16 protein-coding genes, 4 tRNA genes and 4 rRNA genes are annotated in these 24,716 nt (G+C 43.9%); 10 read left to right on the top strand and 14 right to left on the bottom strand.

Annotated features, from left to right (window positions below):
- Positions 1–167 precede the first annotated feature (167 nt).
- Positions 168–1,214, bottom strand: coding sequence for an MJ1255/VC2487 family glycosyltransferase (locus IX91_RS12680; RefSeq protein ID WP_004744067.1), 1,047 nt, complete (start codon positions 1,212–1,214; stop codon positions 168–170).
- Positions 1,215–1,217: 3 nt separating this feature from the next.
- On the bottom strand, positions 1,218–1,745 hold the full coding sequence (locus IX91_RS12685; protein ID WP_004749890.1) for a phosphatase PAP2 family protein: 528 nt from the start codon (positions 1,743–1,745) through the stop codon (positions 1,218–1,220).
- 499 nt (positions 1,746–2,244) lie between these two features.
- On the opposite strand from IX91_RS12685, the gene leuA reads away from it, so the two are divergent.
- From leuA to IX91_RS12715, 6 genes are all read left to right on the top strand, one after another.
- Entirely contained in the window at positions 2,245–3,792 is a 1,548-nt protein-coding gene (gene leuA, locus IX91_RS12690; RefSeq protein ID WP_004743519.1) for a 2-isopropylmalate synthase, read from the top strand.
- 69 nt (positions 3,793–3,861) lie between these two features.
- Positions 3,862–4,953 carry a 3-isopropylmalate dehydrogenase gene (gene leuB, locus IX91_RS12695; RefSeq protein ID WP_004743518.1) on the top strand — a complete coding sequence of 364 codons (1,092 nt, stop codon included), beginning with the start codon at positions 3,862–3,864 and terminating at the stop codon, positions 4,951–4,953.
- A gap of 71 nt (positions 4,954–5,024) precedes the next feature.
- Entirely contained in the window at positions 5,025–6,425 is a 1,401-nt protein-coding gene (gene leuC, locus IX91_RS12700) for a 3-isopropylmalate dehydratase large subunit (protein WP_004743517.1), read from the top strand.
- Positions 6,426–6,436: 11 nt separating this feature from the next.
- Positions 6,437–7,039, top strand: coding sequence for a 3-isopropylmalate dehydratase small subunit (leuD, locus tag IX91_RS12705; protein WP_004743516.1), 603 nt, complete (start codon positions 6,437–6,439; stop codon positions 7,037–7,039).
- A 287-nt stretch (positions 7,040–7,326) separates the two neighbouring features.
- Positions 7,327–8,109, top strand: coding sequence for a DUF547 domain-containing protein (locus tag IX91_RS12710; protein WP_004743515.1), 783 nt, complete (start codon positions 7,327–7,329; stop codon positions 8,107–8,109).
- A 16-nt stretch (positions 8,110–8,125) separates the two neighbouring features.
- On the top strand, positions 8,126–8,347 hold the full coding sequence (locus IX91_RS12715; protein WP_052123153.1) for a hypothetical protein: 222 nt from the start codon (positions 8,126–8,128) through the stop codon (positions 8,345–8,347).
- 219 nt (positions 8,348–8,566) lie between these two features.
- Here IX91_RS12715 and IX91_RS12720 read toward each other — a convergent pair.
- The 10 genes from IX91_RS12720 to IX91_RS12765 all read right to left on the bottom strand — a co-directional run bounded on the left by IX91_RS12720 (position 8,567) and on the right by IX91_RS12765 (position 16,470).
- A tRNA-Asp gene (locus tag IX91_RS12720) sits at positions 8,567–8,643 on the bottom strand.
- 30 nt (positions 8,644–8,673) lie between these two features.
- Positions 8,674–8,789 (bottom strand): 5S ribosomal RNA (gene rrf / locus IX91_RS12725).
- 57 nt (positions 8,790–8,846) lie between these two features.
- Positions 8,847–8,922 (bottom strand) — tRNA-Thr (locus IX91_RS12730).
- A 65-nt stretch (positions 8,923–8,987) separates the two neighbouring features.
- A 5S ribosomal RNA gene (gene rrf / locus IX91_RS12735) occupies positions 8,988–9,104 on the bottom strand.
- 91 nt (positions 9,105–9,195) lie between these two features.
- A 23S ribosomal RNA gene (locus tag IX91_RS12740) occupies positions 9,196–12,085 on the bottom strand.
- A gap of 294 nt (positions 12,086–12,379) precedes the next feature.
- Positions 12,380–12,455: transfer RNA gene (locus tag IX91_RS12745), tRNA-Ala, on the bottom strand.
- A gap of 43 nt (positions 12,456–12,498) precedes the next feature.
- Positions 12,499–12,575, bottom strand: a tRNA-Ile gene (locus IX91_RS12750).
- Positions 12,576–12,641: 66 nt separating this feature from the next.
- Positions 12,642–14,194: ribosomal RNA gene (locus tag IX91_RS12755) — 16S ribosomal RNA — on the bottom strand.
- The 16S, 23S and 5S rRNA genes sit together here with 4 tRNA genes alongside, the layout of an rRNA operon.
- Before the next feature lie 486 nt (positions 14,195–14,680).
- Positions 14,681–15,943 carry an HD-GYP domain-containing protein gene (locus IX91_RS12760; protein ID WP_004748180.1) on the bottom strand — a complete coding sequence of 421 codons (1,263 nt, stop codon included), beginning with the start codon at positions 15,941–15,943 and terminating at the stop codon, positions 14,681–14,683.
- A 119-nt stretch (positions 15,944–16,062) separates the two neighbouring features.
- The gene (locus IX91_RS12765; RefSeq protein ID WP_004748178.1) at positions 16,063–16,470 is read right to left on the bottom strand and encodes a VOC family protein; all 408 of its coding nucleotides are present in this window, start codon (positions 16,468–16,470) and stop codon (positions 16,063–16,065) included.
- Positions 16,471–17,448: 978 nt separating this feature from the next.
- Here IX91_RS12765 and IX91_RS12770 point away from each other — a divergent pair.
- Positions 17,449–19,950, top strand: coding sequence for a hypothetical protein (locus IX91_RS12770; protein ID WP_004748177.1), 2,502 nt, complete (start codon positions 17,449–17,451; stop codon positions 19,948–19,950).
- 496 nt (positions 19,951–20,446) lie between these two features.
- On the opposite strand, the gene IX91_RS12780 is transcribed toward IX91_RS12770, so the two are convergent.
- The gene (locus IX91_RS12780; protein WP_004748174.1) at positions 20,447–21,022 is read right to left on the bottom strand and encodes a YagK/YfjJ domain-containing protein; all 576 of its coding nucleotides are present in this window, start codon (positions 21,020–21,022) and stop codon (positions 20,447–20,449) included.
- 299 nt (positions 21,023–21,321) lie between these two features.
- Complete coding sequence (locus IX91_RS12785) at positions 21,322–21,555, bottom strand: hypothetical protein (protein WP_004748173.1); 234 nt, start codon at positions 21,553–21,555, stop codon at positions 21,322–21,324.
- Between the two features lie 287 nt (positions 21,556–21,842).
- Here IX91_RS12785 and IX91_RS12790 point away from each other — a divergent pair, with 287 nt between their 5' ends.
- The 3 genes from IX91_RS12790 to IX91_RS12800 are packed head-to-tail and all read left to right on the top strand — an operon-like array spanning position 21,843 to position 24,694.
- On the top strand, positions 21,843–22,916 hold the full coding sequence (locus IX91_RS12790) for a hypothetical protein (protein WP_004748171.1): 1,074 nt from the start codon (positions 21,843–21,845) through the stop codon (positions 22,914–22,916).
- Entirely contained in the window at positions 22,909–24,039 is a 1,131-nt protein-coding gene (locus IX91_RS12795; RefSeq protein ID WP_004748170.1) for a hypothetical protein, read from the top strand. Before IX91_RS12790 ends, IX91_RS12795 begins: the two co-directional genes overlap by 8 nt.
- The gene (locus IX91_RS12800) at positions 23,990–24,694 is read left to right on the top strand and encodes a hypothetical protein (protein WP_004748167.1); all 705 of its coding nucleotides are present in this window, start codon (positions 23,990–23,992) and stop codon (positions 24,692–24,694) included. The genes IX91_RS12795 and IX91_RS12800 overlap by 50 nt, the downstream gene beginning before the upstream one ends.
- Positions 24,695–24,716 lie beyond the last annotated feature (22 nt).

Raw genomic sequence — 24,716 nt, forward strand, 5'->3', positions numbered from 1 at the left:
ATAAAAAGTTATAAAGCACACTGTTTTATAGATATATATAGAAATTTGATATTAATACCCCCTGTTAAAACTCAGTATCAGACATGAGCCAAAGCTATAATTCGAATGGTGGAAACAAAAACAGCATCAATAATTGATGCTGTTATTCGATATGAGTAAAACGTTTGCTATAGATTGGTGACGTAGCTAGGGAAGTCAACTTTCTCCCATAAGCTCTCCGTCAAGGCAGATTTGTCTTCCCAATCACCCTGTTTAATCCAAGCGACAATGGCTTCTGCTACGTCTGGATAATTGACACTCTCAGCGCTCGATTCATCTAGCCAATTTCGTACCACAGCCGCATCTAAGATCTCCATACAAGTCGCTAAGCCCAAGTCTTCCAGAGTTGCCACGTTGCTCACTTGTTCAAACTGCCCCGTCAATGGTTTTAGTAATAGCTTCTTGCCAAGAGTGAGTGCCTCAGAAGGAAGCTCAAAACCACCATTCGCAATCACCCCTTTGCAGCGCTGAAGGTGAAGTTGAAACGAGTATAAACTTAACGGCATAAACTCTATGTTGTCGATTGTTTTCGGCTCAATGACTTCGGGGTGATAACAGACAAAATGTTGACTGGTAAATCTCAGTAGTAACTCAGTGATATCAGAAATACTCTCAAACGGTAAGTAGACCAGAACAAAGGCTTCCTCCACCGTATCACCGCTTGGAGTGTGAATAATGGGCGGCAAGATAGGCTGATCGAAATGATACCAATGCAAACCGATATGATGCTGCGCGGGAGCAAAGTGCTTTATCACCTTTTTATCCAACCAACTGGCCCCTTTTAGTGGCACTGAGTATCGGAACGCATTCTGATGACTAATACTGATCGATGGAACACTCTGTTTTTTCGCCGCCCATGCAGAGACAGGTTCAAAATCGTTGAGAACCAGATCGTAGCGAGATAAATCAAGTTCACTGACATCACGCCAGAACTGCCATAAGTTGTTAGAAATACAGGTTTTAAAGTAGTTCACTCTGCCTTTGTCTGTTGCAAAGGTTAAACCTCGTCGAGTTTGAAAATCACCAAACTGCTCCATACAAAAGTACTTGCTCTCTTCTCGGCCAGTAAACAGATAATCGACTTCCATACCGGCTTCAGCCAAGCATTTCGACATTGCTCTAGCACGCGCAATATGCCCGTTCCCAGTCCCTTGCACTCCATATAAGATTTTCATTCGTCAACTCCCGACCATGATTAGTGCCAATTGAGCACAACCAATACCAAGCAAAGCCCCTAACAAAACGTCCGTCAGAAAGTGCACTCCAAGCAAAATACGTGAACTGGCTATCAAGGTTGCCCAGATAAGCGTGACGACTTCCAGATCAGCAAAGTAATGACCTGTGATTGAAGCCATAAGAAAAGCAGCAGCAGTATGGCCTGAAGGCAGACTGTAACGATCTGAAGGCGTGATAAACGAAGTCACTAAGTCACACAACTCTTGTGGACGGCGACGTTTAAACACGTTCTTAGCTAACCAATAGATTGGCAACTCCATTGCAAATGCCATCAGCCCAGCCAATAAAAACAACTTGCCTTCAATCCCTGCAAACAAGTACGCAAGTACGCCAAAGGCAATGTATAGATGCCCATCGCCAGTATGTGAAACAGCCTTACTGATACGTGAGACAGGATGATTAAATCTGTGCTGTAGACAGAATAGAGAGAACGCCAGATCAAACTTGGCAATAGGTTCGATTGAACGCATTACCGACTCCTTTTATTGACGGTGTTGCGATCACACTAAGTGGATTTAGTGACACCTCGGTGAATGTTTTGCGGTAGTTCGGTTACACGGACTTAATATGGTTAGCCAAGCAAGATATTCACCTTTTCAATATAAAGAGGGCTTAAAAGCGCTGATTTTGCGTGTTTTTAGGTTGAACTGATCTGACTTGAATAAAAAAACAACTTTAGGGTTGACGTTGACTCTTGAGTGCGGTACTAATTTGTTAACTTAAATTTGTGGATTATTTAACGCCCTTAAAGGAACCGTTAACAATGATGAACCGTTTTTCTATCCTGCTGAGCCTCCTCCTTATCGTGACACAATCGCGCGGGTAGGCTGTGGAAGAAAAATAACCACACAGAATTACACAAAACCCGCACTTAGATGCGGGTTTTTTTATACCTAGCTTTTAATTGCTAAGTAACGGAAGTAAACGATTAACAGATGTGAAAAACATCGAATCACTAAGGAAGCAAACATGAACGATCAAGTCATTATTTTCGACACCACTTTGCGTGATGGCGAACAAGCGTTGTCAGCAAGCTTGACGGTTAAAGAAAAACTGCAAATTGCCTACGCACTTGAAAGGCTCGGCGTTGATGTGATTGAAGCAGGTTTTCCTGTTTCATCGCCTGGTGATTTTGAATCTGTCCAGACCATTGCGCGCAACATCAAAAACAGCCGAATCTGTGGTCTTTCGCGTGCCGTTGCGAAAGATATTGATGCCGCAGCTGAAGCGCTAAAAGTTGCTGAACAGTTCCGTATCCATACCTTTATCTCTACTTCCACAGTTCATGTCCAAGACAAGCTTCGCCGTAGCTACGATGACGTAGTTGAAATGGGCGTTAAAGCGGTTAAGCATGCTCGTAAATACACCGACGACGTTGAGTTTTCGTGTGAAGATGCAGGCCGTACACCAATCGACAATTTGTGTCGTATGGTTGAAGCTGCCATTGACGCTGGCGCAAACACCATCAATATCCCTGATACTGTTGGCTACACAGTCCCTAACGAATTTGGCGGTATCATCCAAACTCTATTTAACCGCGTACCGAACATCGACAAAGCGATCATCTCAGTACACTGTCATGATGACTTAGGTATGTCTGTTGCTAACTCAATTGCCGCAGTACAAGCAGGTGCTCGACAAATCGAAGGAACCATTAACGGAATCGGTGAACGTGCAGGTAACTGTTCGTTAGAAGAGATCGCGATGATCATCAAGACTCGCCAAGAGCTATTGGGTGTTCATACCGGCCTTAAACATGATGAGATCCATCGTACCAGTAAGTTGGTCAGTCAACTTTGTAATATGCCGATTCAGGACAACAAGGCTATCGTAGGTGCTAACGCATTCAGCCACTCTTCAGGTATTCACCAAGACGGCATGTTAAAGAACAAGAACACCTACGAAATCATGACGCCAGAGTCTATTGGCCTTAAGAACCAAGCACTAAACCTAACCAGTCGTAGTGGTCGCGCAGCTGTGAAAAGTCACATGGATACCATGGGCTACAAAGAAGATGAGTACAACCTAGATGCATTGTATGAAGACTTCTTGAAGCTAGCTGACCGTAAAGGTCAAGTTTTCGATTACGACTTAGAAGCCTTGATGCATTTCTCAAATCTTCGCGAAGAAGATGATTTCTACAAACTTAACTACCTAAGCGTTCAGTCAGGTAGTGTCATGGCGACAACCAGTATCAAACTTCAGTGTGGTGATGAAGAACAATCGGAAGCCGCTGTGGGTAATGGTCCGGTCGATGCGCTTTACCAGTGTATCTATCGAGTAACCGGATATGATATTGTGCTAGATAAGTTTGATTTAACGGCTAAAGGGGAAGGTGAAGACGGTCTAGGTCAAGCCGATATCATCGCCAACTATAAAGGCCGCAAGTACCATGGTACGGGTGTTTCAACCGATATTGTTGAAGCATCAGGTCAAGCGCTACTGCACGTAATCAATAGCATTCATCGTGCAGATAAGATTGCTGAAATCAAACAGAAAAAAATCGAAACCGTATAGATTTAAAAGACTCCAGGGACGCGAGTCGTCCCTTGAGCTTAAAAGAAATAAAAATACTCAAGGACTAACATGACAGACAAAACTTACAAAATTGCCGTTTTACCAGGAGATGGCATTGGCCCAGAAGTAATGGCTCAGGCACATAAAGTGCTAGATGCAATCGAGAAGAAGCACGCTATCGAATTTGCTCGTGATGAACACGACGTAGGCGGCATTGCGATTGATAATCATGGTTGCCCGTTACCAGAATCGACAGTGAAAGCGTGTGAAGAATCTGATGCCGTGCTTTTTGGCTCTGTAGGCGGTCCTAAATGGGAACACCTGCCACCAAACGATCAACCTGAGCGTGGTGCCCTACTCCCGCTACGTAAGCACTTCCAGCTGTTTTGTAATCTACGTCCTGCTCAAATCCACCAAGGCCTAGAAGCTTTCTCACCACTACGCGCAGATATCTCTGGTAACGGTTTTGATATTGTCGTGGTTCGTGAACTGACTGGCGGTATCTATTTCGGTCAGCCAAAAGGTCGTGAAGGTGAAGGGCCAAACGAGAAAGCGTTCGATACTGAGGTCTACCATCGTTTTGAGATTGAGCGCATTGCTAAGATAGCATTCGAATCAGCGCGCTTACGTCGTAAGAAAGTGTGCTCTATCGATAAAGCGAACGTACTTCAGAGCTCGATTCTATGGCGTGAAGTGGTCGAAGAGATCGATAAGGATTACCCAGATGTAGAGCTATCACATATGTATATCGATAACGCCACTATGCAGCTAATCAAAGATCCTGCGCAGTTTGACGTGATGCTTTGTTCAAATATCTTCGGCGATATCATCTCTGACGAGTGTGCCATGATCACTGGCTCTATGGGCATGTTGCCATCAGCATCGCTAAACGAAAGTAAGTTCGGCCTCTACGAACCAGCAGGCGGCAGTGCTCCAGACATCGCAGGCAAGAACATTGCTAACCCAGTAGCACAGATCCTATCAGCAGCGCTAATGTTGCGTTACAGCCTAGGTGAAGAAGCTGCAGCGCAAGACATTGAAGCAGCTGTGTCTAAAGCTCTATCAGCAGGCGAGCTAACTGGTGACCTATCAGGTGACAAACCAGCACTATCGACCTCAGAAATGGGCGATAAAATCGCAGAGTACATTTTGCATTCTTAATTTAAGCAGACAGATAATAATTATTCGCTCCTGATAAGCCGTTGTCAGGAGCTATACACAGGATTGTGATAATGGGCAAAACATTATACGAGAAAGTCTACGACGCACACGTTGCCGTAGCCGCTGAGGGTGAAAACCCAATTTTATACATCGACCGCCACTTGGTTCATGAAGTCACCTCTCCACAGGCGTTCGATGGCTTGCGTGAAAAAGGTCGTCAGGTTCGTCAGGTAAGCAAGACGTTTGCAACCATGGACCACAACGTTTCAACGCAAACTAAAGACATCAATGCATCCGGTGAGATGGCACGTATCCAGATGGAAACGCTATCGAAAAACTGTGAAGAGTTTGGTGTCACCCTTTACGACATCAACCACAAATACCAAGGTATTGTGCATGTTATGGGCCCTGAGCTAGGTATCACTCTACCAGGCATGACGATTGTTTGTGGTGACTCACACACAGCGACTCACGGGGCATTTGGTTCACTCGCATTTGGTATCGGTACTTCTGAAGTTGAGCACGTTCTAGCAACTCAAACGCTAAAACAAGCACGTGCAAAAACCATGAAGATCGAAGTAAAAGGCAAGGTAGCAGCGGGCATCACTGCAAAAGATATCGTTCTAGCCATCATCGGTGAAACGACCGCAGCGGGCGGTACTGGCTACGTAGTCGAGTTCTGTGGTGAAGCGATTACTGATCTTACGATGGAAGGTCGTATGACAGTGTGTAACATGGCTATCGAGTTAGGTGCTAAAGCAGGTCTAATCGCGCCAGATGAAACCACATTCGAATACATCAAAGGCCGCAAGTTCGCACCTCAGGGTCAAGACCTAGATGCGGCAATTGAATACTGGTCGTCGCTAAAAACTGACGGTGACGCTGAGTTTGACGCAGTCGTCACGCTAAACGCAGCGGATATCAAACCTCAAGTCACTTGGGGGACAAACCCAGGTCAAGTCATCGCGGTAGATGAGCCAATTCCAGCACCAGAAAGCTTCGCAGATCCTGTAGAAAAAGCATCGGCAGAAAAAGCGCTGGCTTACATGGGTCTAGAAGCAGGCAAAGCGCTATCTGACTATAAGGTAGATAAAGTATTCGTTGGCTCTTGTACTAACTCTCGTATCGAAGACATGCGCGCTGCAGCTGAAGTGGCTAAAGGTCGCAAGGTCGCCGATAACGTTCAAGCACTTATCGTTCCAGGCTCTGAGCAAGTAAAAGCTCAAGCAGAAGCAGAAGGCTTAGATGTGATCTTTAAAGACGCTGGATTCGAATGGCGTCTGCCGGGCTGCTCTATGTGTCTAGCAATGAACAATGACCGCTTAGGTCCGCACGAGCGTTGTGCGTCTACTTCAAACCGCAACTTTGAAGGTCGCCAAGGCCGTGATGGTCGTACCCACCTAGTGAGCCCTGCGATGGCAGCGGCAGCAGCAATTGCTGGTCACTTTGTTGATATTCGTGAACTAGACTAAGGAGCAAATACATGTCAGGTTTTAAACAACACACAGGCTTAGTTGTTCCTCTAGATGCAGCGAACGTAGATACCGATGCAATCATTCCTAAGCAGTTCCTACAAAAGGTGTCTCGTCTAGGCTTTGGTAAACACTTATTCCATGATTGGCGTTTCCTTGATGACGCAGGTGAGCAGCCAAACCCAGAGTTTGTAATGAACGCTCCTCGCTATCAAGGGGCTTCTATTCTGCTAGCTCGTGAAAACTTTGGTTGTGGTTCATCACGTGAACACGCGCCATGGGCACTAGCAGATTACGGCATCAAAGCGATGATCGCGCCAAGCTTTGCTGATATTTTTTACGGTAACTCGATCAACAACCAGATGGTTCCTGTTCGTCTAACCGAGCAAGAAGTCGATGAAATTTTCCAGTTCGTCGAAGCAAACGAAGGCGCAGAAGTTGAGGTCGACCTAGAAGCGAACCTAGTTCGTGCAAACGGTAAAGAGTACTCATTTGAAATTGATGAGTTCCGTCGCCACTGTCTACTAAACGGTTTAGACAACATTGGCCTGACTCTTCAGCACGAAGACAAAATTGCCGCTTATGAAGCAAATATTCCAAGCTTCCTGAAATAAGCAAAGTTAAGACTCTGATAAGCAAAAGGTTGGCCTCGGCTAACCTTTTTTGTTGGGCCCTGAAACAAACTTGCTTTTCACTAGGTCTAGTAGTTATACCAATCGCATTAATTAGATGCTCAGAAAATTGCATAGGGAAAACCGCTTAGAACAAGGCAAAGATTGCAGCTAGCTAGTTGTTCTACCTACAAAATCTTTAACGCAGTTATCAGCGGTTTTAACAAGCAAGAATGATCAGATAATTGGTGTGATTGGTATCAAAACACTTTTACAAAGGACTTAACCTGATGATGCGTATTATTACTTTGCTACTGACTCTTATCTCTTTTCATTCACTTGCCGCGCCAAAATCAGAGCTTTGGTCTTTTTGGCAACAATCCAATCAAAGTAATACCACCGCGATTTCTCATCAGGACTGGCAATCTTTTCTAGATAGCTACTTAGTCAAAGATGGAGACAATACCTTAGTCAAATACGGTCATGTCTCACCTCAAGATAAACAAAAGTTAAATCAGTATATCGCGACACTAGCTGCTATTGATCCTAGAGAGTACTCCTCAAATGAGCAGTACGCCTACTGGGTCAACCTTTATAATGCGATTACGGTCAATTTAATCCTTGATGACTACCCAGTGAAGTCAATCACTAAGCTAGGTGGATTATTTAGTTTTGGTCCATGGGGGGATGAAGTGGTTACAATCGCCGGTAAGAAGCTCACTCTCAATGATATTGAACACCGCATTCTTCGCCCAATTTGGAATGACCCTCGTACTCACTATGCGGTGAACTGTGCCAGCCTAGGTTGTCCAAATCTACAAACCCAAGCTTTTACTGCTGATAATACCAAGCAACTCTTAGAGCAAGCAGCTAAAGAGTTTATTAATAGTGATAAAGGCGTCCTTCAACTCAAGGGGAAAACTCAGCTTTCTTCCATTTACGATTGGTTTGCAGAAGACTTTGGTAACAAACAAGAGTTGATCCAACATCTAACTCAATACCGCCCAGAGTTAGCAAATCTAAACGGTAAGTTTAGTTATGAGTACGATTGGGATTTGAATGATAAGGAATAGCGGAAGAGGATAAGGGATGCGGGAACGGGCTTCGCCCTACGGAAATCTGGAAAACTGGAAAACTGGAAAACTGGAAAACTGGAAAACTGGAAAACTGGAAAACTGGAAAACTGGAAAACTGGAAAACTGGAAAACTGGAAAACTGGAAAACTGGAAAACTGGAAAACTGGAAAACTGGAAAACTGGAAAACTGGAAAACTGGAAAACTGGAAAACTGGAAAACTGGAAAACTGGATGATTGTGTCTTCTAGGGGACAAGTTCTGTCAACACCTTCCAAACCATCGGCTCTATCAACTTAGTCTCAACAGCCACCTCTCGTAGGGCGAAGCCTACACCCGTTTTCCCGAAGGACGAAGTCCGTTCCATCTCTCCCTTAAACGCAAGAAGCCCGTTGCAATAGCAACGGGCTTCTAAAACGACGAAAGCCTAGTCGTAAGACTAGGCTTTCTTAATAAGTGGCGGAGCGGACGGGACTCGAACCCGCGACCCCCGGCGTGACAGGCCGGTATTCTAACCAACTGAACTACCGCTCCGCACTGGTTAGACTTAAAGTCTAAATTAGAACCTGGCGATGTCCTACTCTCACATGGGGAAGCCCCACACTACCATCGGCGCTAATTCGTTTCACTTCTGAGTTCGGCATGGAATCAGGTGGGTCCAAATCGCTATGGTCGCCAAGTAAAATTCTTTACCTTTTGCTTTAGGCTCTTAAACAAAGCATAAAACAAACAGTAAATGGTGCTGATACCCAGACTCGAACTGGGGACCTCATCCTTACCAAGGATGCGCTCTACCACCTGAGCTATATCAGCATCAAGATGTCCCTTTAGGACTAAAAAAGCCCGTTTTTGCAAACGGGCTCTTTTATAAATTTAAAGCCTGGCGATGTCCTACTCTCACATGGGGAAGCCCCACACTACCATCGGCGCTAATTCGTTTCACTTCTGAGTTCGGCATGGAAATCAGGTGGGTCCAAATCGCTATGGTCGCCAAGCAAATTCTTTAATTCGGAAAGCTGTTTTAAGTTCTGTAGTTACACATTCAAAGTTCTTGCTTTGAGTCCATCAAAACCCTTTGGGTGTTGTATGGTTAAGCCTCACGGGCAATTAGTACAGGTTAGCTCAACGCCTCACAACGCTTACACACCCTGCCTATCAACGTTCTAGTCTCGAACAACCCTTTAGGACCCTCAAGGGGTCAGGGAAGACTCATCTCAGGGCTCGCTTCCCGCTTAGATGCTTTCAGCGGTTATCGATTCCGAACTTAGCTACCGGGCAATGCGTCTGGCGACACAACCCGAACACCAGAGGTTCGTCCACTCCGGTCCTCTCGTACTAGGAGCAGCCCCCTTCAATCTTCCAACGCCCACGGCAGATAGGGACCGAACTGTCTCACGACGTTCTAAACCCAGCTCGCGTACCACTTTAAATGGCGAACAGCCATACCCTTGGGACCGACTTCAGCCCCAGGATGTGATGAGCCGACATCGAGGTGCCAAACACCGCCGTCGATATGAACTCTTGGGCGGTATCAGCCTGTTATCCCCGGAGTACCTTTTATCCGTTGAGCGATGGCCCTTCCATACAGAACCACCGGATCACTATGACCTGCTTTCGCACCTGCTCGAATTGTCATTCTCGCAGTCAAGCGGGCTTATGCCATTGCACTAACCTCACGATGTCCAACCGTGATTAGCCCACCTTCGTGCTCCTCCGTTACTCTTTGGGAGGAGACCGCCCCAGTCAAACTACCCACCAGGCACTGTCCTCAACCCGGATAACGGGTCTAAGTTAGAACATCAACACTACAAGGGTGGTATTTCAAGGACGGCTCCACCGATACTGGCGTACCGGTTTCAAAGCCTCCCACCTATCCTACACATGTAGGGTCAATGTTCAGTGCCAAGCTGTAGTAAAGGTTCACGGGGTCTTTCCGTCTAGCCGCGGGTACACTGCATCTTCACAGCGATTTCAATTTCACTGAGTCTCGGGTGGAGACAGCGTGGCCATCATTACGCCATTCGTGCAGGTCGGAACTTACCCGACAAGGAATTTCGCTACCTTAGGACCGTTATAGTTACGGCCGCCGTTTACCGGGGCTTCGATCAAGAGCTTCGACTTACGTCTAACCCCATCAATTAACCTTCCGGCACCGGGCAGGCGTCACACCGTATACGTCATCTTACGATTTTGCACAGTGCTGTGTTTTTAATAAACAGTTGCAGCCACCTGGTATCTGCGACTCTCAATAGCTCCATCCGCAAGGGACTTCACCGTCAAGAGCGTACCTTCTCCCGAAGTTACGGTACCATTTTGCCTAGTTCCTTCACCCGAGTTCTCTCAAGCGCCTTGGTATTCTCTACCCGACCACCTGTGTCGGTTTGGGGTACGATTCCTTACAATCTGAAGCTTAGAGGCTTTTCCTGGAAGCATGGCATCAATGACTTCACTACCGTAGTAGCTCGACATCGTGTCTCAGCCTTAAAGAGAGCCGGATTTACCTAACTCTCAAGCCTACGCACTTGAACCTGGACAACCGTCGCCAGGCCCACCTAGCCTTCTCCGTCCCCCCATCGCAATTGTAAGAAGTACGGGAATATTAACCCGTTTCCCATCGACTACGCCTTTCGGCCTCGCCTTAGGGGTCGACTTACCCTGCCCCGATTAACGTTGGACAGGAACCCTTGGTCTTCCGGCGAGGAGGTTTTTCACCCCCTTTATCGTTACTCATGTCAGCATTCGCACTTCTGATACCTCCAGCAGACTTTACAATCCACCTTCAACGGCTTACAGAACGCTCCCCTACCCAATACGATAAATCGCATTGCCGCAGCTTCGGTTTATAGCTTAGCCCCGTTACATCTTCCGCGCAGGCCGACTCGACTAGTGAGCTATTACGCTTTCTTTAAATGATGGCTGCTTCTAAGCCAACATCCTAGCTGTCTAAGCCTTCCCACATCGTTTCCCACTTAGCTATAATTTGGGACCTTAGCTGGCGGTCTGGGTTGTTTCCCTCTCCACGACGGACGTTAGCACCCGCCGTGTGTCTCCCGGATAGTACTTACTGGTATTCGGAGTTTGCAAAGGGTTGGTAAGTCGGGATGACCCCCTAGCCTTAACAGTGCTCTACCCCCAGTAGTATTCGTCCGAGGCTCTACCTAAATAGATTTCGGGGAGAACCAGCTATCTCCAGGTTTGATTGGCCTTTCACCCCTAGCCACAAGTCATCCGCTAATTTTTCAACATTAGTCGGTTCGGTCCTCCAGTTGATGTTACTCAACCTTCAACCTGCCCATGGCTAGATCACCTGGTTTCGGGTCTATATCCAGCAACTCGACGCCCAGTTAAGACTCGATTTCTCTACGGCTCCCCTAGATGGTTAACCTTGCTACTGAATATAAGTCGCTGACCCATTATACAAAAGGTACGCAGTCACACCACGAAGGTGCTCCTACTGCTTGTACGTACACGGTTTCAGGTTCTATTTCACTCCCCTCACAGGGGTTCTTTTCGCCTTTCCCTCACGGTACTGGTTCACTATCGGTCAGTCAGTAGTATTTAGCCTTGGAGGATGGTCCCCCCATATTCAGACAGGATATCACGTGTCCCGCCCTACTCGATTTCACTGATGATGAGATGTCGGTTACGGGGCTATCACCCTGTATCGCTGAGCTTTCCAGCTCATTCACCTGTCTCATTAAAAGCTTAAGGGCTAGTCCAATTTCGCTCGCCGCTACTTTCGGAATCTCGGTTGATTTCTTTTCCTCGGGGTACTTAGATGTTTCAGTTCCCCCGGTTCGCCCTGTTAACCTATGTATTCAGTTAACAGTATCTGCTTATGCAGATGGGTTTCCCCATTCAGAAATCCCAGACTCAAATGGTTGTTACTACCTAATCTGGGCTTATCGCAAGTTACTACGTCTTTCATCGCCTCTGACTGCCAAGGCATCCACCGTGTACGCTTAGTCACTTAACCATACAACCCCAAAGGGTCTCTGTTTAAACAACCAAAGTTGTCTGCATTTTTATACATGTGCAGACACGATTTTGCCGGACTCAAATATTAAACATCGCAAGGATGTTTCCAAGAACACTTGAATGTGTGTTGGTACCTAATTCATAGAATTAGGATTTGAGAACTTTTAATTTGAATAACAACGCATCTCAAAGAGATGGGGATTGTTGTTATTCGTCAGCTTTCCAAATTGTTAAAGAGCTAGATTTCTTTCGAAACCATTTTTAAGAACACTTACGCAAATGCGCTTAAAGATGGTGGAGCTAAGCAGGATCGAACTGCTGACCTCCTGCGTGCAAGGCAGGCGCTCTCCCAGCTGAGCTATAGCCCCATCAGGTGTTGATACTGTGTGCCAATTCTTCTGGGAGGAAGATTGGTGGGTCTGAGTGGACTTGAACCACCGACCTCTCGCTTATCAGGCGAACGCTCTAACCACCTGAGCTACAGACCCAGTATCGTCTCTTAACGTGTATAAACATATCAATCTGTGTGAACACTCATCGCAATAATCATCGTATAAGGAGGTGATCCAGCCCCAGGTTCCCCTAGGGCTACCTTGTTACGACTTCACCCCAGTCATGAACCACAAAGTGGTGAGCGTCCCCCCGAAGGTTAAACTACCCACTTCTTTTGCAGCCCACTCCCATGGTGTGACGGGCGGTGTGTACAAGGCCCGGGAACGTATTCACCGTGGCATTCTGATCCACGATTACTAGCGATTCCGACTTCATGGAGTCGAGTTGCAGACTCCAATCCGGACTACGACGCACTTTTTGGGATTCGCTCACTTTCGCAAGTTGGCCGCCCTCTGTATGCGCCATTGTAGCACGTGTGTAGCCCTACTCGTAAGGGCCATGATGACTTGACGTCGTCCCCACCTTCCTCCGGTTTATCACCGGCAGTCTCCCTGGAGTTCCCGACATTACTCGCTGGCAAACAAGGATAAGGGTTGCGCTCGTTGCGGGACTTAACCCAACATTTCACAACACGAGCTGACGACAGCCATGCAGCACCTGTCTCAGAGTTCCCGAAGGCACCAATCCATCTCTGGAAAGTTCTCTGGATGTCAAGAGTAGGTAAGGTTCTTCGCGTTGCATCGAATTAAACCACATGCTCCACCGCTTGTGCGGGCCCCCGTCAATTCATTTGAGTTTTAATCTTGCGACCGTACTCCCCAGGCGGTCTACTTAACGCGTTAGCTCCGAAAGCCACGGCTCAAGGCCACAACCTCCAAGTAGACATCGTTTACGGCGTGGACTACCAGGGTATCTAATCCTGTTTGCTCCCCACGCTTTCGCATCTGAGTGTCAGTATCTGTCCAGGGGGCCGCCTTCGCCACCGGTATTCCTTCAGATCTCTACGCATTTCACCGCTACACCTGAAATTCTACCCCCCTCTACAGTACTCTAGTCTGCCAGTTTCAAATGCAATTCCGAGGTTGAGCCCCGGGCTTTCACATCTGACTTAACAAACCACCTGCATGCGCTTTACGCCCAGTAATTCCGATTAACGCTCGCACCCTCCGTATTACCGCGGCTGCTGGCACGGAGTTAGCCGGTGCTTCTTCTGCAGCTAACGTCAAATGATAGTGCTATTAACACTACCACCTTCCTCACTGCTGAAAGTACTTTACAACCCGAAGGCCTTCTTCATACACGCGGCATGGCTGCATCAGGCTTGCGCCCATTGTGCAATATTCCCCACTGCTGCCTCCCGTAGGAGTCTGGACCGTGTCTCAGTTCCAGTGTGGCTGATCATCCTCTCAGACCAGCTAGGGATCGTCGCCTTGGTGAGCCCTTACCTCACCAACTAGCTAATCCCACCTGGGCATATCCTGACGCGAGAGGCCCGAAGGTCCCCCTCTTTGAGCCGAAGCTATTATGCGGTATTAGCCATCGTTTCCAATGGTTATCCCCCACATCAGGGCAATTTCCCAGGCATTACTCACCCGTCCGCCGCTCGACGCCGTTAACGTTCCCCGAAGGTTCAGTTAACTCGTTTCCGCTCGACTTGCATGTGTTAGGCCTGCCGCCAGCGTTCAATCTGAGCCATGATCAAACTCTTCAATTTAAGATTTTGTTCGGCTCAATGAATACTGAACATTACATAAGTAATGTTTGAATTGACTGTGCTGAATCCGAAGATTCAATGGTCACTTCGTATCATTGAAACCTAATTTGAAACCGAAGTTTCTAATTGGATTATCATCAACGAGTGCCCACACAGATTGATAGGTCTATATTGTTAAAGAGCTTTGCTTTGTGAGAAGTTTTTCTCTCAAAGCGGAGGTGCATTCTAGCGAGTTAATTTGAAGAGTCAAACACTTTTTCAAATTTATTTCTCAGAAGCTTTTCACCTCTCTGACTATCGCTGAAGCCTTGTGGCGTCTGCCGTGTCAGTGGAAGCGCATTATAGGGAGTTCCATTTTTAAGGCAAGCAAAAAAATGCATTTTTTTCATAAAAAAAGCCTGACTGAACACTTATCAATCAAGCTCTAATTTACACCCATTTTACACTCAACTTAACCAAGTGTTATCCACAAAACCCTGTGTGTAACTAGTCATCTGAGTCGAAGAAATAAGAAATTCGCGAGCGCGGGTTTAAATACTCTCTCACTTTGTCCGGCAACTTGGTCGGTAGTATGGCATTAACTATCTTTATCTCTTTCTCTGCCAAGTCGATAATCGGGGCTTGTGTTCTAGGAACTGACGGATCATAGATCAGTACATTAGGATGAAGGATGTTTTGCGCATTTACTGAAATCACCAAACCAACCATATCATTCGATAACTGCACCACCGTTCCTGGCGGATAGATTCCCATAAACTTGATTAAGAGACTCAGGTTCTCATTGTTATAATGATGCTTACAGTTCTTATATAAGTGGGAAAGCGCAACATATGGAATCTTTTGCTCTGAAGGGATATTGCTATGACACAAATTATCATAAGCATTAGCCACAGAGACAATTTGAGTCAGTTCATCTATTTGTTCTTCTTTAAGACCTTCAGGATAACCTGACCCATCGTTTAGCTCATGGTGCTGAGCAATCACGGTTCTGGCACTTTCGGGAAAGCTATCCATATTGGCCGCGATTTCCAAACCATACTTGGTATGCAACTTAAGATAGTTTTTCTCAGGTTCCGTTAAAGGTGTCGGCTTACGTAATATTGCAGTGGGTACTTTTACTTTCCCCATATCATGAAATAGAGAGGCAAAGGCCACCTCTTTAATCTGATCCGCACTTAACTGTTTTGCCTTAGCGATCATCATTGCAACAACAGATACATTGAGAGAATGGAAATAGATATCTTCAAACTCGCTCTTGCCATTCATAAGATGAAGTGTGACGTTATCATCACTCAACAGTTTATCGACTATGTCGTTGACTAACTGGCTCGCTTCATCAACAGCTTGTTCTGGACGGTTGCGAATCTTGTTCATCACCGCTCTCATTCTCGATAGAGAACGCTCAAACTCTTTTTCACAATTTATGACACGTCTACGGTAAGCGCTGAGTTTTTCAATTCTATCTTGCTTTTCTTTCCAGAGTTTTTGCGCCTCAAGATCGATTTCTTCATGCAGAACTTGTTCTACACCCTCACTTGCTTGTTCTTCCGCCACTGGCAGTGGCTGGGTGTCACTCTGAGAGGTGTTAATAAAGACGTGTTTGATCCCCAAATGGCGAATCATGCGAATCTGGTCTTCGTCTTTTATCTTGAAACTGTTAAATAAGAAGGGATGCTCATTCCATTTGACCGGAAGTCGAATATGCAACCCTGGCTGTAGTCTATCTACTGTTATCTTGATGCTGGCCACGATCTATATACAACTTATCTTTTACTAACCAATTTATAATTTTAGATGATTGAAAACCTGAATTCATCACGAGTGAATGTTAATGAGAGATCAATAACACGTCGGTTTGTGTCTTTTTGTTACCTGACTAAGTCACAGTTAAGTATCCAACGAACTCCAAACTTATCTTCAACTTTGCCAAAGCGGGCGCCCCAAGGCGCGTCGGCAAGTGGCATCATGATATGCCCACCGTGGGACAATTTGTCAAAAACACGTGCCTGCTCGTCAAGGTCAGTCATCACAATAGCAAGCGCGATATTATTCCCACTGCGCTCTTGAGCTAATATTCCGTCAGAGAGCATCAGCTTCATGCCAAATGCTTCAAACTCCGCATGCATTACCCAGTTAGGGTCCGCTCCCTCAATTTGTTGAGGAGCATCTTTAAATAACTGCTTGGTGACCACGACACCTGCAAAACACTTGTGGTAAAAATCGAGCGCTTCTTCACAACGACCAGCAAAAAATAAGTAAGGGGTAAGTTGATACATTCTCTATCTCCATGTTGATATGTTAAAGATAGACAAACTTTTTCTAACTAGCAGAAAATTTTAGCTTTTTCAGTAAAAACTGTTACTCAATGCCAAGTAATAAAGAGACCCATCGCTTTAACAATAGTTTTACTCTCGTGATTAAGAGTAGTAGTAGCGCAGCTAAGTTCTAAAAGGCTAATAAAGCGTACTCAATTTCGATATTTCATTAGTTGGACTAGAGTTAAATAAGCTGGCTGATTGTGTTAATGAGTTTTCGAAAGGGCTACATAAAAGGCTTAAAGATTTTTCAAGAATTCAGACGAAGAAAGGTCAGTTCAGAAACGATAGTTTTTAGGCGAAGGAGCTTAAACAAGGTTGCTCAGTAAACATAAGCACTAAAACGACGAAAGCTCTGCTAAAGCAGAGCTTTCTAAATATGGTACCGGTGGGCGGACTTGAACCTCCACGCCCGAAGGCAACGGATTTTGAATCTCAGCACTGCGATTGAGACCGACATAGTATGCCCATCTTTACTGACTTTCAAGCAAATCAAATCCATTCCAAACCACTACTATCAAAGATGGTTTACACACGAATTACACACAGAGGACATTTGAAACGTCCGATCGGACATTATCTCTAAAGAGAAAAACGAAACGGGAAAACGTCCGGATCGGACGTTTCTCAAACTAGAAAGAAGAGCCCCCCTCAATGACAACCTACATAATTTCATCAGTTTAAAAATGCGTTGTAATACAGAGCAATTTGAATTGAAAGGCTGTATAGCGCTGGCTTACCTAAAAATATCAACCCATAAAGACAAAATGATAATTAATACCACCAATAGTTATGGGTCAGACTCACATTTCATCAAATTACCTCAAAAGATAGATAACAAGAAAAACATTCAAATCAAACAATTAGATACAATTTAGCCCTATTGAGTGAGAATTGGGGATTAGGGTGAGTTATAAAAGCGTACGATTGACCGAATTGATGTCTTATGAGTTCGGTCAAGTTGAAGGCGATTTCGATAGGTTAGATGAACGTACTTTGAAATCAGCGATTCCACATGGTTTGAGCTTCCAGAGTTTCTTGCAAAAGCTCAAGTGTGGTGAGCTTGCCTTGTTGACCGAAAACCCTACTAACCCTGTAATGTGTCGTGACTCTATGAGTAAATCTTGGAGCCTATCAACTGTAGGCCAAGAGGCACTATCACCAGAAGCCCAAAAAGCCTTTATTGCCAGAAGTAAAATGTCTGGCGGAGCTACTGGTGGTACAGTCAACCGCAGTGCTGCTTATGCGCCTAATATTGATGAAACTTACACTCCTGAGCCAGCAAAACCAGATGTTTCTGATGTTACACCCAAATTGAAATATGAATACTGCTTCGAAATAGCCAGTTCAGATGAGACTTTTAAAAAAAGAGTCGGGTGTTCATTCCAAATTGCCAAAACTAAACAAGAAGCGGTAGTTGGACGTTGGCAGACGGCTCCAACGGATCACGGTACAAAGTACACCACGCAGTTAGCGTTCGATGAACCCAAACAACTAGTTGCAAAAGTTGCTTCAAATCTCATGGGAATTAGTGTTCCAGAAAGCGTTCAAGTAAACCCCATCGGGACAGGACTCATTAGAGAAGCGTTTATACCTGTAATTCCCTCTGTCCAGTTAGGTGAACGCTTAGGCTTACCGACAGAAGGCTACTACTACCATTTCCACAAAGGCAGGATGGTTCAAGAATACAAACTTTTAGGTGACAAAAAATGGGCCTTCTATGCCACACGTTCAACACATGAAAAGCTCGATGACGAACAAGGTTACAACACTTACCAAAGCGCAATTCTGATTTTTTGGAAATTAGGCGGCAAAGAAGCTGAAAATCAGAATCTTATATATCTTGAGAGGCAAATAACTCGAGAAGAGATAGACAACCTTAGTAATACTTGGTTATCCGATCACGGTATACAACTCGATATCAACCAGTTACTTAATGCACCTAAACAACCAATCGTTGGAAAGCCGCAAGCTCAACCAAACAAAAATGTTGAAGCGAACAACAAGCCAGAAACACATACTGTAAGGATTGATCCACAAACTAACCAACGCGAGTCTTGGAGTGGAATTGCGGATATTCACAAATTGTCAGCGAAACAATTATTGGAATACAATCCTCAGTACAATGACGATCCAATGTCGTTAAAAGTAGATGATATTCTGATAGTACAAAAACCCGTTGAACAAAACACTCCAGTAAAAGTTGAACGTGACTTACCACCCGTCAAACCGAAAACCTACAATCATGCAGCAAACACTCACTATACATATAAGGGAGATTTTCAAGGTACTTCAGTTAATCCGATAAATAGTGAAGGGATACTAGCGAATGACCTAACAGTAGTAAATTTGGCCTCTCTTCCACCCCAAGATGTCGATGATGTTTATCTAGTATTCGCAGAGAAAAAAATGAGCGTAGAAGACTTTGCTCAAGAAACATATCTATCTACAGATAAAAAAATTATCCTTCATGTTCTATCATCAAATCCGCATCTTACACGTAGTTTCAGCCAGATAATTGAAGGTATGCCACTTGTCGTATCTCCTTGGGTTGAGAAGCACCCTGATGAAGAATTCGCTATGAACCAAGCCGATGAGCTAATGGACGAATTTCTAAAACTCTCTAGCGAAGAGAAAAAATGGTTTGCCAAACACCATGAAACTGCGACCAATGCATTACTTGTTTCAGCCACATCAGATTTAGATATCTATCAAGGCGATGCAACTTCAAGCGCTCTAAGTGAATTTAGTCTCAACCATGTTATTGCGGGAGCTGGAGCCGTTGTAGCTGGTGCTCAAGTTCAAGGCGATAAACTGGGCAAGAGAATGAAGTCATTTGCGGAATACTCTCGCTATATTGCAGAGAAAACTAAAGGCTTATCTGGCCAAAGTCTTTATTCAAACCCTGACTATAAGGCATGGCGTAAGGAAGCAAGAGCATTTCAGAATGAGATTAAATCAATACTGTCTGAGGTAGGAAAACCCGGTTACATAAAGAACATTCAAGCCAAACACATCAACAACTATCTCAATGTAGGCAAACGTCAATTGTATCGCGCGAAAGACTTTTCTAAAGCAATCTCAGGCATTGAAATGACTGCGCTATACAAACAAGCCATGTCGTTCAGTCGCTTCCTAGGTGTAACTAATGGGCTTGTAATTGGTGCAGGCCTTTATGGTAACGCAATGGACGTCGCTCAAACTTGCAATACCAGCGGTTGGTTCGAAGAGACTTGCAACCGCAGTGTTGTTCGCAATACTTCTGCTGGTGTAACAAATGTGCTTGGTGGTCTTGCTATTGGTTGGAGTATTGCTCTCATCCCTGTAACCGGAGGCCTATCAATTGCACTTGTAGCTGGTGGTTCTTTCATCTGGGGGATGTATGGTGGAGACATTTCGAATAAAGCAGGCCAAGTTATAGAGGAGATGGTTTTTGATTGATCTAATTATCAAAATCGGTGTTTTACTAATTGTTGCTGGGGGCTTTCCCTACTTAATCACGAATCTTTATCTTTCCATTAAACTTCGAAAAAGAAAGTATGAAATGATCCAAGCTATTGTCGATAGCGCCCCCTCCTCATTCAAGGAAAGGGCTAAATTTCTTATGGACAGCAATATCTCATGGGTATTCGCGAGCTCTGCTGGACACATTTGGTATTCATATCTCATGTTAAGGTTTGGCTGGCGAATACCGAAACATGATCTCCAAGAATGGCATAAAAGCATTAGGTATATTTATGGCTCTAACTACCCTGTATATCGGTTTTCTACTCTATTGATCAATGTTTGGTTGACTGGATTACCTGTTCTGTTCTTGTTAGCTTTCCAAGGCTAGTCCAACAGTGGAAGTACAAATCATATTAACCTCACCTCCAAACACTCTCGCGCACATCTAGATATGGATTTGTGGGCTGGTGGCGATATCAATTGCTCAGCGTCACCTCTCACGAATACTACTAGTTAATCGGCTAACCCCATAATCGTGCACTCCTTCTGGACATGTTTCTTTAGTTCTAGTTTTAGCCAGATATGATGTCCTGTATATCAGCTTTTTAAACTGCTTATCTCCTACATTCTTAACTAAGAAGCTGCCATTCTTAGTGAGTCTGAGGGTATAAAAAGGCAATCGACTGAACAACTCCTTAAGCATTCCCTTCAACCTTTGCTTCGATACTCGCTTGCCGTCTACAAACAGTACCCAATGATAATGTTGTTTTGGCCCCACCCCCTGTTCTCTTACCCATAGGTAACCTATTACTAGGTTTTCAAACGAGCGCCTTAAATGTCTTACTATAGTCCTTCTTAAATAACTAATGACCGCATTGTCCTTAGTAAACTCTGCAACAAACACTTCAAACCTAATAGCAACGATACTCTTCAACGATTGCAATGCTAAATCTACCTGTTGAGCGAACATCTTTATTATTTTCGGATGCCAGCCAAGATGACCACTACAAACCTTAAGGAAATGCCCTTTAAACTTCCAAACTTGTTTCGTACTAACACCTTTCATACCTGATAACTATAAATCCTAGATATTATTAAAACCTGTCATAAATCGGTGTTTTTTAAACTGTCCTCAATTAACCACTAGGTGCTCAAGGCTAGATAGACACAGTGTTCTACTCACTGCCAATAACTAAAATCAGTTCATTTTAAAATGTCCAAAAATGGTTTAATTTGAACTGTCCTAGGTCGTAGAGCTTAAAAAAAGCCACCAGCTAAAGACTGGTGACTCTCTGCAAAGTGATTTACACACCGAATTACACACTACATTCTGCTAAGCCACTAATGGCTTAACATCACAAGAGATTATTTATCCGTCGCCCCATTTTGCTCAGGCAATTCTCCATTCATCCACATAGTGAAAAGGTTCAAGTTGATGTAACCCTTTTTGCCAATGATGCGATAGCACCTAGCTAAACCATGGTGCTCTCTTCTCTTCCAAATCAAATGCTTTAGCTGCGACAGTGAAAACTGTCTGTAACGTTTGGCAAGTTCCTGAATTGTTACCCATTGATTAAGATCTAGTTCCGATTGATTCATATATACCTCCACTAACTATAACTAAGCTGATTGGGACAAGATAAAGACAGCTTCTCTCTCACAAGTGCAGTCAATTCCGATGGAGGTAGATTAAACAAGATAGCCGTTGAATCGTTATGAAAACGGAAAGACATTCTATTTTCATATCTAAGAGACTCCACTTACATTTCGATAAAAATGATACGACCTATTTCTCACCCCTTAGTAAATCAGCATGAAAAGCAACATGTTGAATAGTAATATCACGCATATCTAAAATCATACCAACAACATTAGTAGGGGTTTTTATGGCTGAAAATGGGCCAATAGAAGAAGTCGCAAAGATTGTCTCTTCTAAGCTATTTGAACGATTTAAATGGAGTCAATATGGTCCATACGACCAAGACTTTCCTTGTAGAAAAGAAAACGAACATAAACCCAAAGATAAACAACAAAAGCATACACACCCTGTCGATGTGGTGTTCAGCTACAAAGACCCATACCTGAACAAAACTATCTATCTGAATACAGATCTTAAAAGCTACGCTAAAGCTTCAATAAATGTAGGAATGATTGAAGGCGCCCTTACATCTTTGGCAAACACCATAGACTGCGCGCAAAATAGTACCGACTGGCAAGATAAGTACAGAGTATGCAACTCAAACTTCGAAGTCCGAGGAATGCTGTTTGTATATAACCATGACAATCTTTCAAAAAAAGATTTCTATGAATTCTTTTATCCGCCAAAACCCTCTGGTAATCGCAAACGTCCCAAGTCTGTAAAGTTGGACAAAATTAAGCTTCCCAAGAACAAGCAAATTCACATCATTGAACCTCGACTAATAGATTACATGATGACATTAGTCTCTGACATGAATGAGTTGATTAGTGAATCAACTTTCCCTAAAGACGATTATGGTTTTTACTACCCTCAGCTTACGTATCATAAGGTAACCAATACTAAACACAATTTACCTGCAACAATAGAATTGCTCGCTTCACCATTCCTGATAATCAAGCATGGACCAGTCGAAGAATATGACAAAAGAAAAGGTTGCTTGTGTGAAGTTAGTCCCGAAGGTTTCATCGTGTACTACAACCGAGAAGGTTCAAAAGACTTAGAATTTTTGTACCTATTAGATACATTATCTAAATTCCAGATTCTCGATGGTTCAAATCGTATTCAAATTAGAGTCGCACACCCTAATAGAGATAAATCTATCCGAACTAACTTCAGGAGAGCCGTCGAAAAGTACGCTCATGACTGGGGGTATGACGAAGAAGCCAAGGAGTATTTAGATAGTATTCAGTTAACTACTGTTCCACTCGTAAAGCAGTTCTATTGTACGGAAGAGATCTCATGGAGTCGTGACTATGACTAAAAACTATCTATATAGTGTTACTGACAAGGCTCTTTTTGATGCTCTAAATCAGTCAAAGATTACAAACAATGAACTCAGGGACCTATTTCTCACCAGAGGTGTTCTTACATCTAAAAACACTGACAGAGAAGAGCTAGCTAAAAACTTTTCTAAGTACGTGCACGACTACTATGATCATCAAAGAATAGCCTCAGCCTTAGGGACAACCCCGAGGAGAGAAAAGATAACATCCTCATTTATCTCAAATGAACTAGACACCCAAACTCTTGAAAGTGCAGCGGAAAAGCTGAAAGAAAAGATCACAGAAGAAAACAACCTTTGCCACATCTATCAAAAAAGTGATGGTACTTTTGTAGTAGAAGTTACCTACGAGGTGATTGATTACAATAAAAGTGATTTCAAGCAAGTAGTTCAGAAAACATCAACAATAGAAATTGAAAAAGCTCCAAGTGGCTTAACTATTAGACGCCCTGATAACGACCACATCAAAGAGTATGAAGAGAGCCTTCTTTCATTTATCGAAGAAGAAAGTCCTGGGACTGAACTAGATAGAACCCATATCAATCTCATGAACATAGAAAAAGAAAGCCTTAGGACCAAGTTCTTCACATCTTTAGTGAAAGAAATGTCAGGGTACAAACTAAAAGATGTAAGTGACGTCTATGTATACAAACCTAAAGTTGAATCTGCTTTTATGGATCACGAAGATGATCCAGAAGAAGGGGTCCACATAACAAAGGTATCTCTGAAAGGAGAAGGCGTTCTTATTTCTCCTGAGCTTGACTCACTCTACGAGCGTTCGTTTTACATTTGGAAAATTAGATGGCGAGTTGCCGAAGACCTTGTAGACCCAGACTACTTTGATTTTGAGGCTCAGTTTAGTGATCCTAAAAACTGTAGTGGCTTTTCTTTCATTTCTCGAGGGGCTATTAGATATCGAGGCAAAGGAGTTTACAACAAAACTAATTCTCAATTATCAGAAGATGAAGAAACTAAATTTACACGATTGATTGAACAGACTGCTAAAAAAATAGTAGCAGATATCAACGAAACGTCTCAGGGAGGTGGAGGACATGACAGTAAAGATAAAGTGGCTAACGATCAAGACTCCCAAATCTCTTGATGATATATATTTACTACTAACGCAATACCCTTATAGCGAATCTGAAAGTCTGGGGTTTGTTGGGGTGGGTAACAATGATGGACGAATAGAAGCTACATTTACTGAATGCAAGAAAACTTATTCGGAGATAGAAGACCCGTTTGGTAACATTACTGAGCAAGAACTTGTCTCCTACTCATATTTTGATTTCTGCATTGAATCTCTAGCAGATGGTTTAGTTTTGCTTTCCGTGTATGCACCTCCTAAATCATTGAAACCTCTAACCCGAAAGCTGGGGGAGATATTTGATTTCAATGCCGTAGTTAGTGGCTTAAAGCTTGATATTGATTTGTTCTTGAGGGTCTTCAAAGATCAACACAACGCAACCTCTATTCAAATTGAGAAATTGAAAATGAGTGGCTTGGTGCTAAACAATTCAAGTAAAGCGAACATTGAGATAACCTCTAGTTCTGATGCTAGCAAAGAGATATCCAACTTTACTGAGGGTAAACACTACACACTAGATAGGGTAAGAGCTCTGGCTTTGCACCATGGTTCCGCTATAAAATTCGAACTATCTAAAGCAGGTTCATTAGCCATACGGGACCAATACATTCAAATGTTTACATCCATACTTAAAGACTATATGGCAGCTAGAATAAATAGCCACGTATAGAAGCAATTGCTAGCTACGCTCG

Origin of the sequence: Vibrio tubiashii ATCC 19109 (assembly GCF_000772105.1) — a bacterium.
Classification (GTDB): Bacteria; Pseudomonadota; Gammaproteobacteria; order Enterobacterales; family Vibrionaceae; genus Vibrio; species Vibrio tubiashii.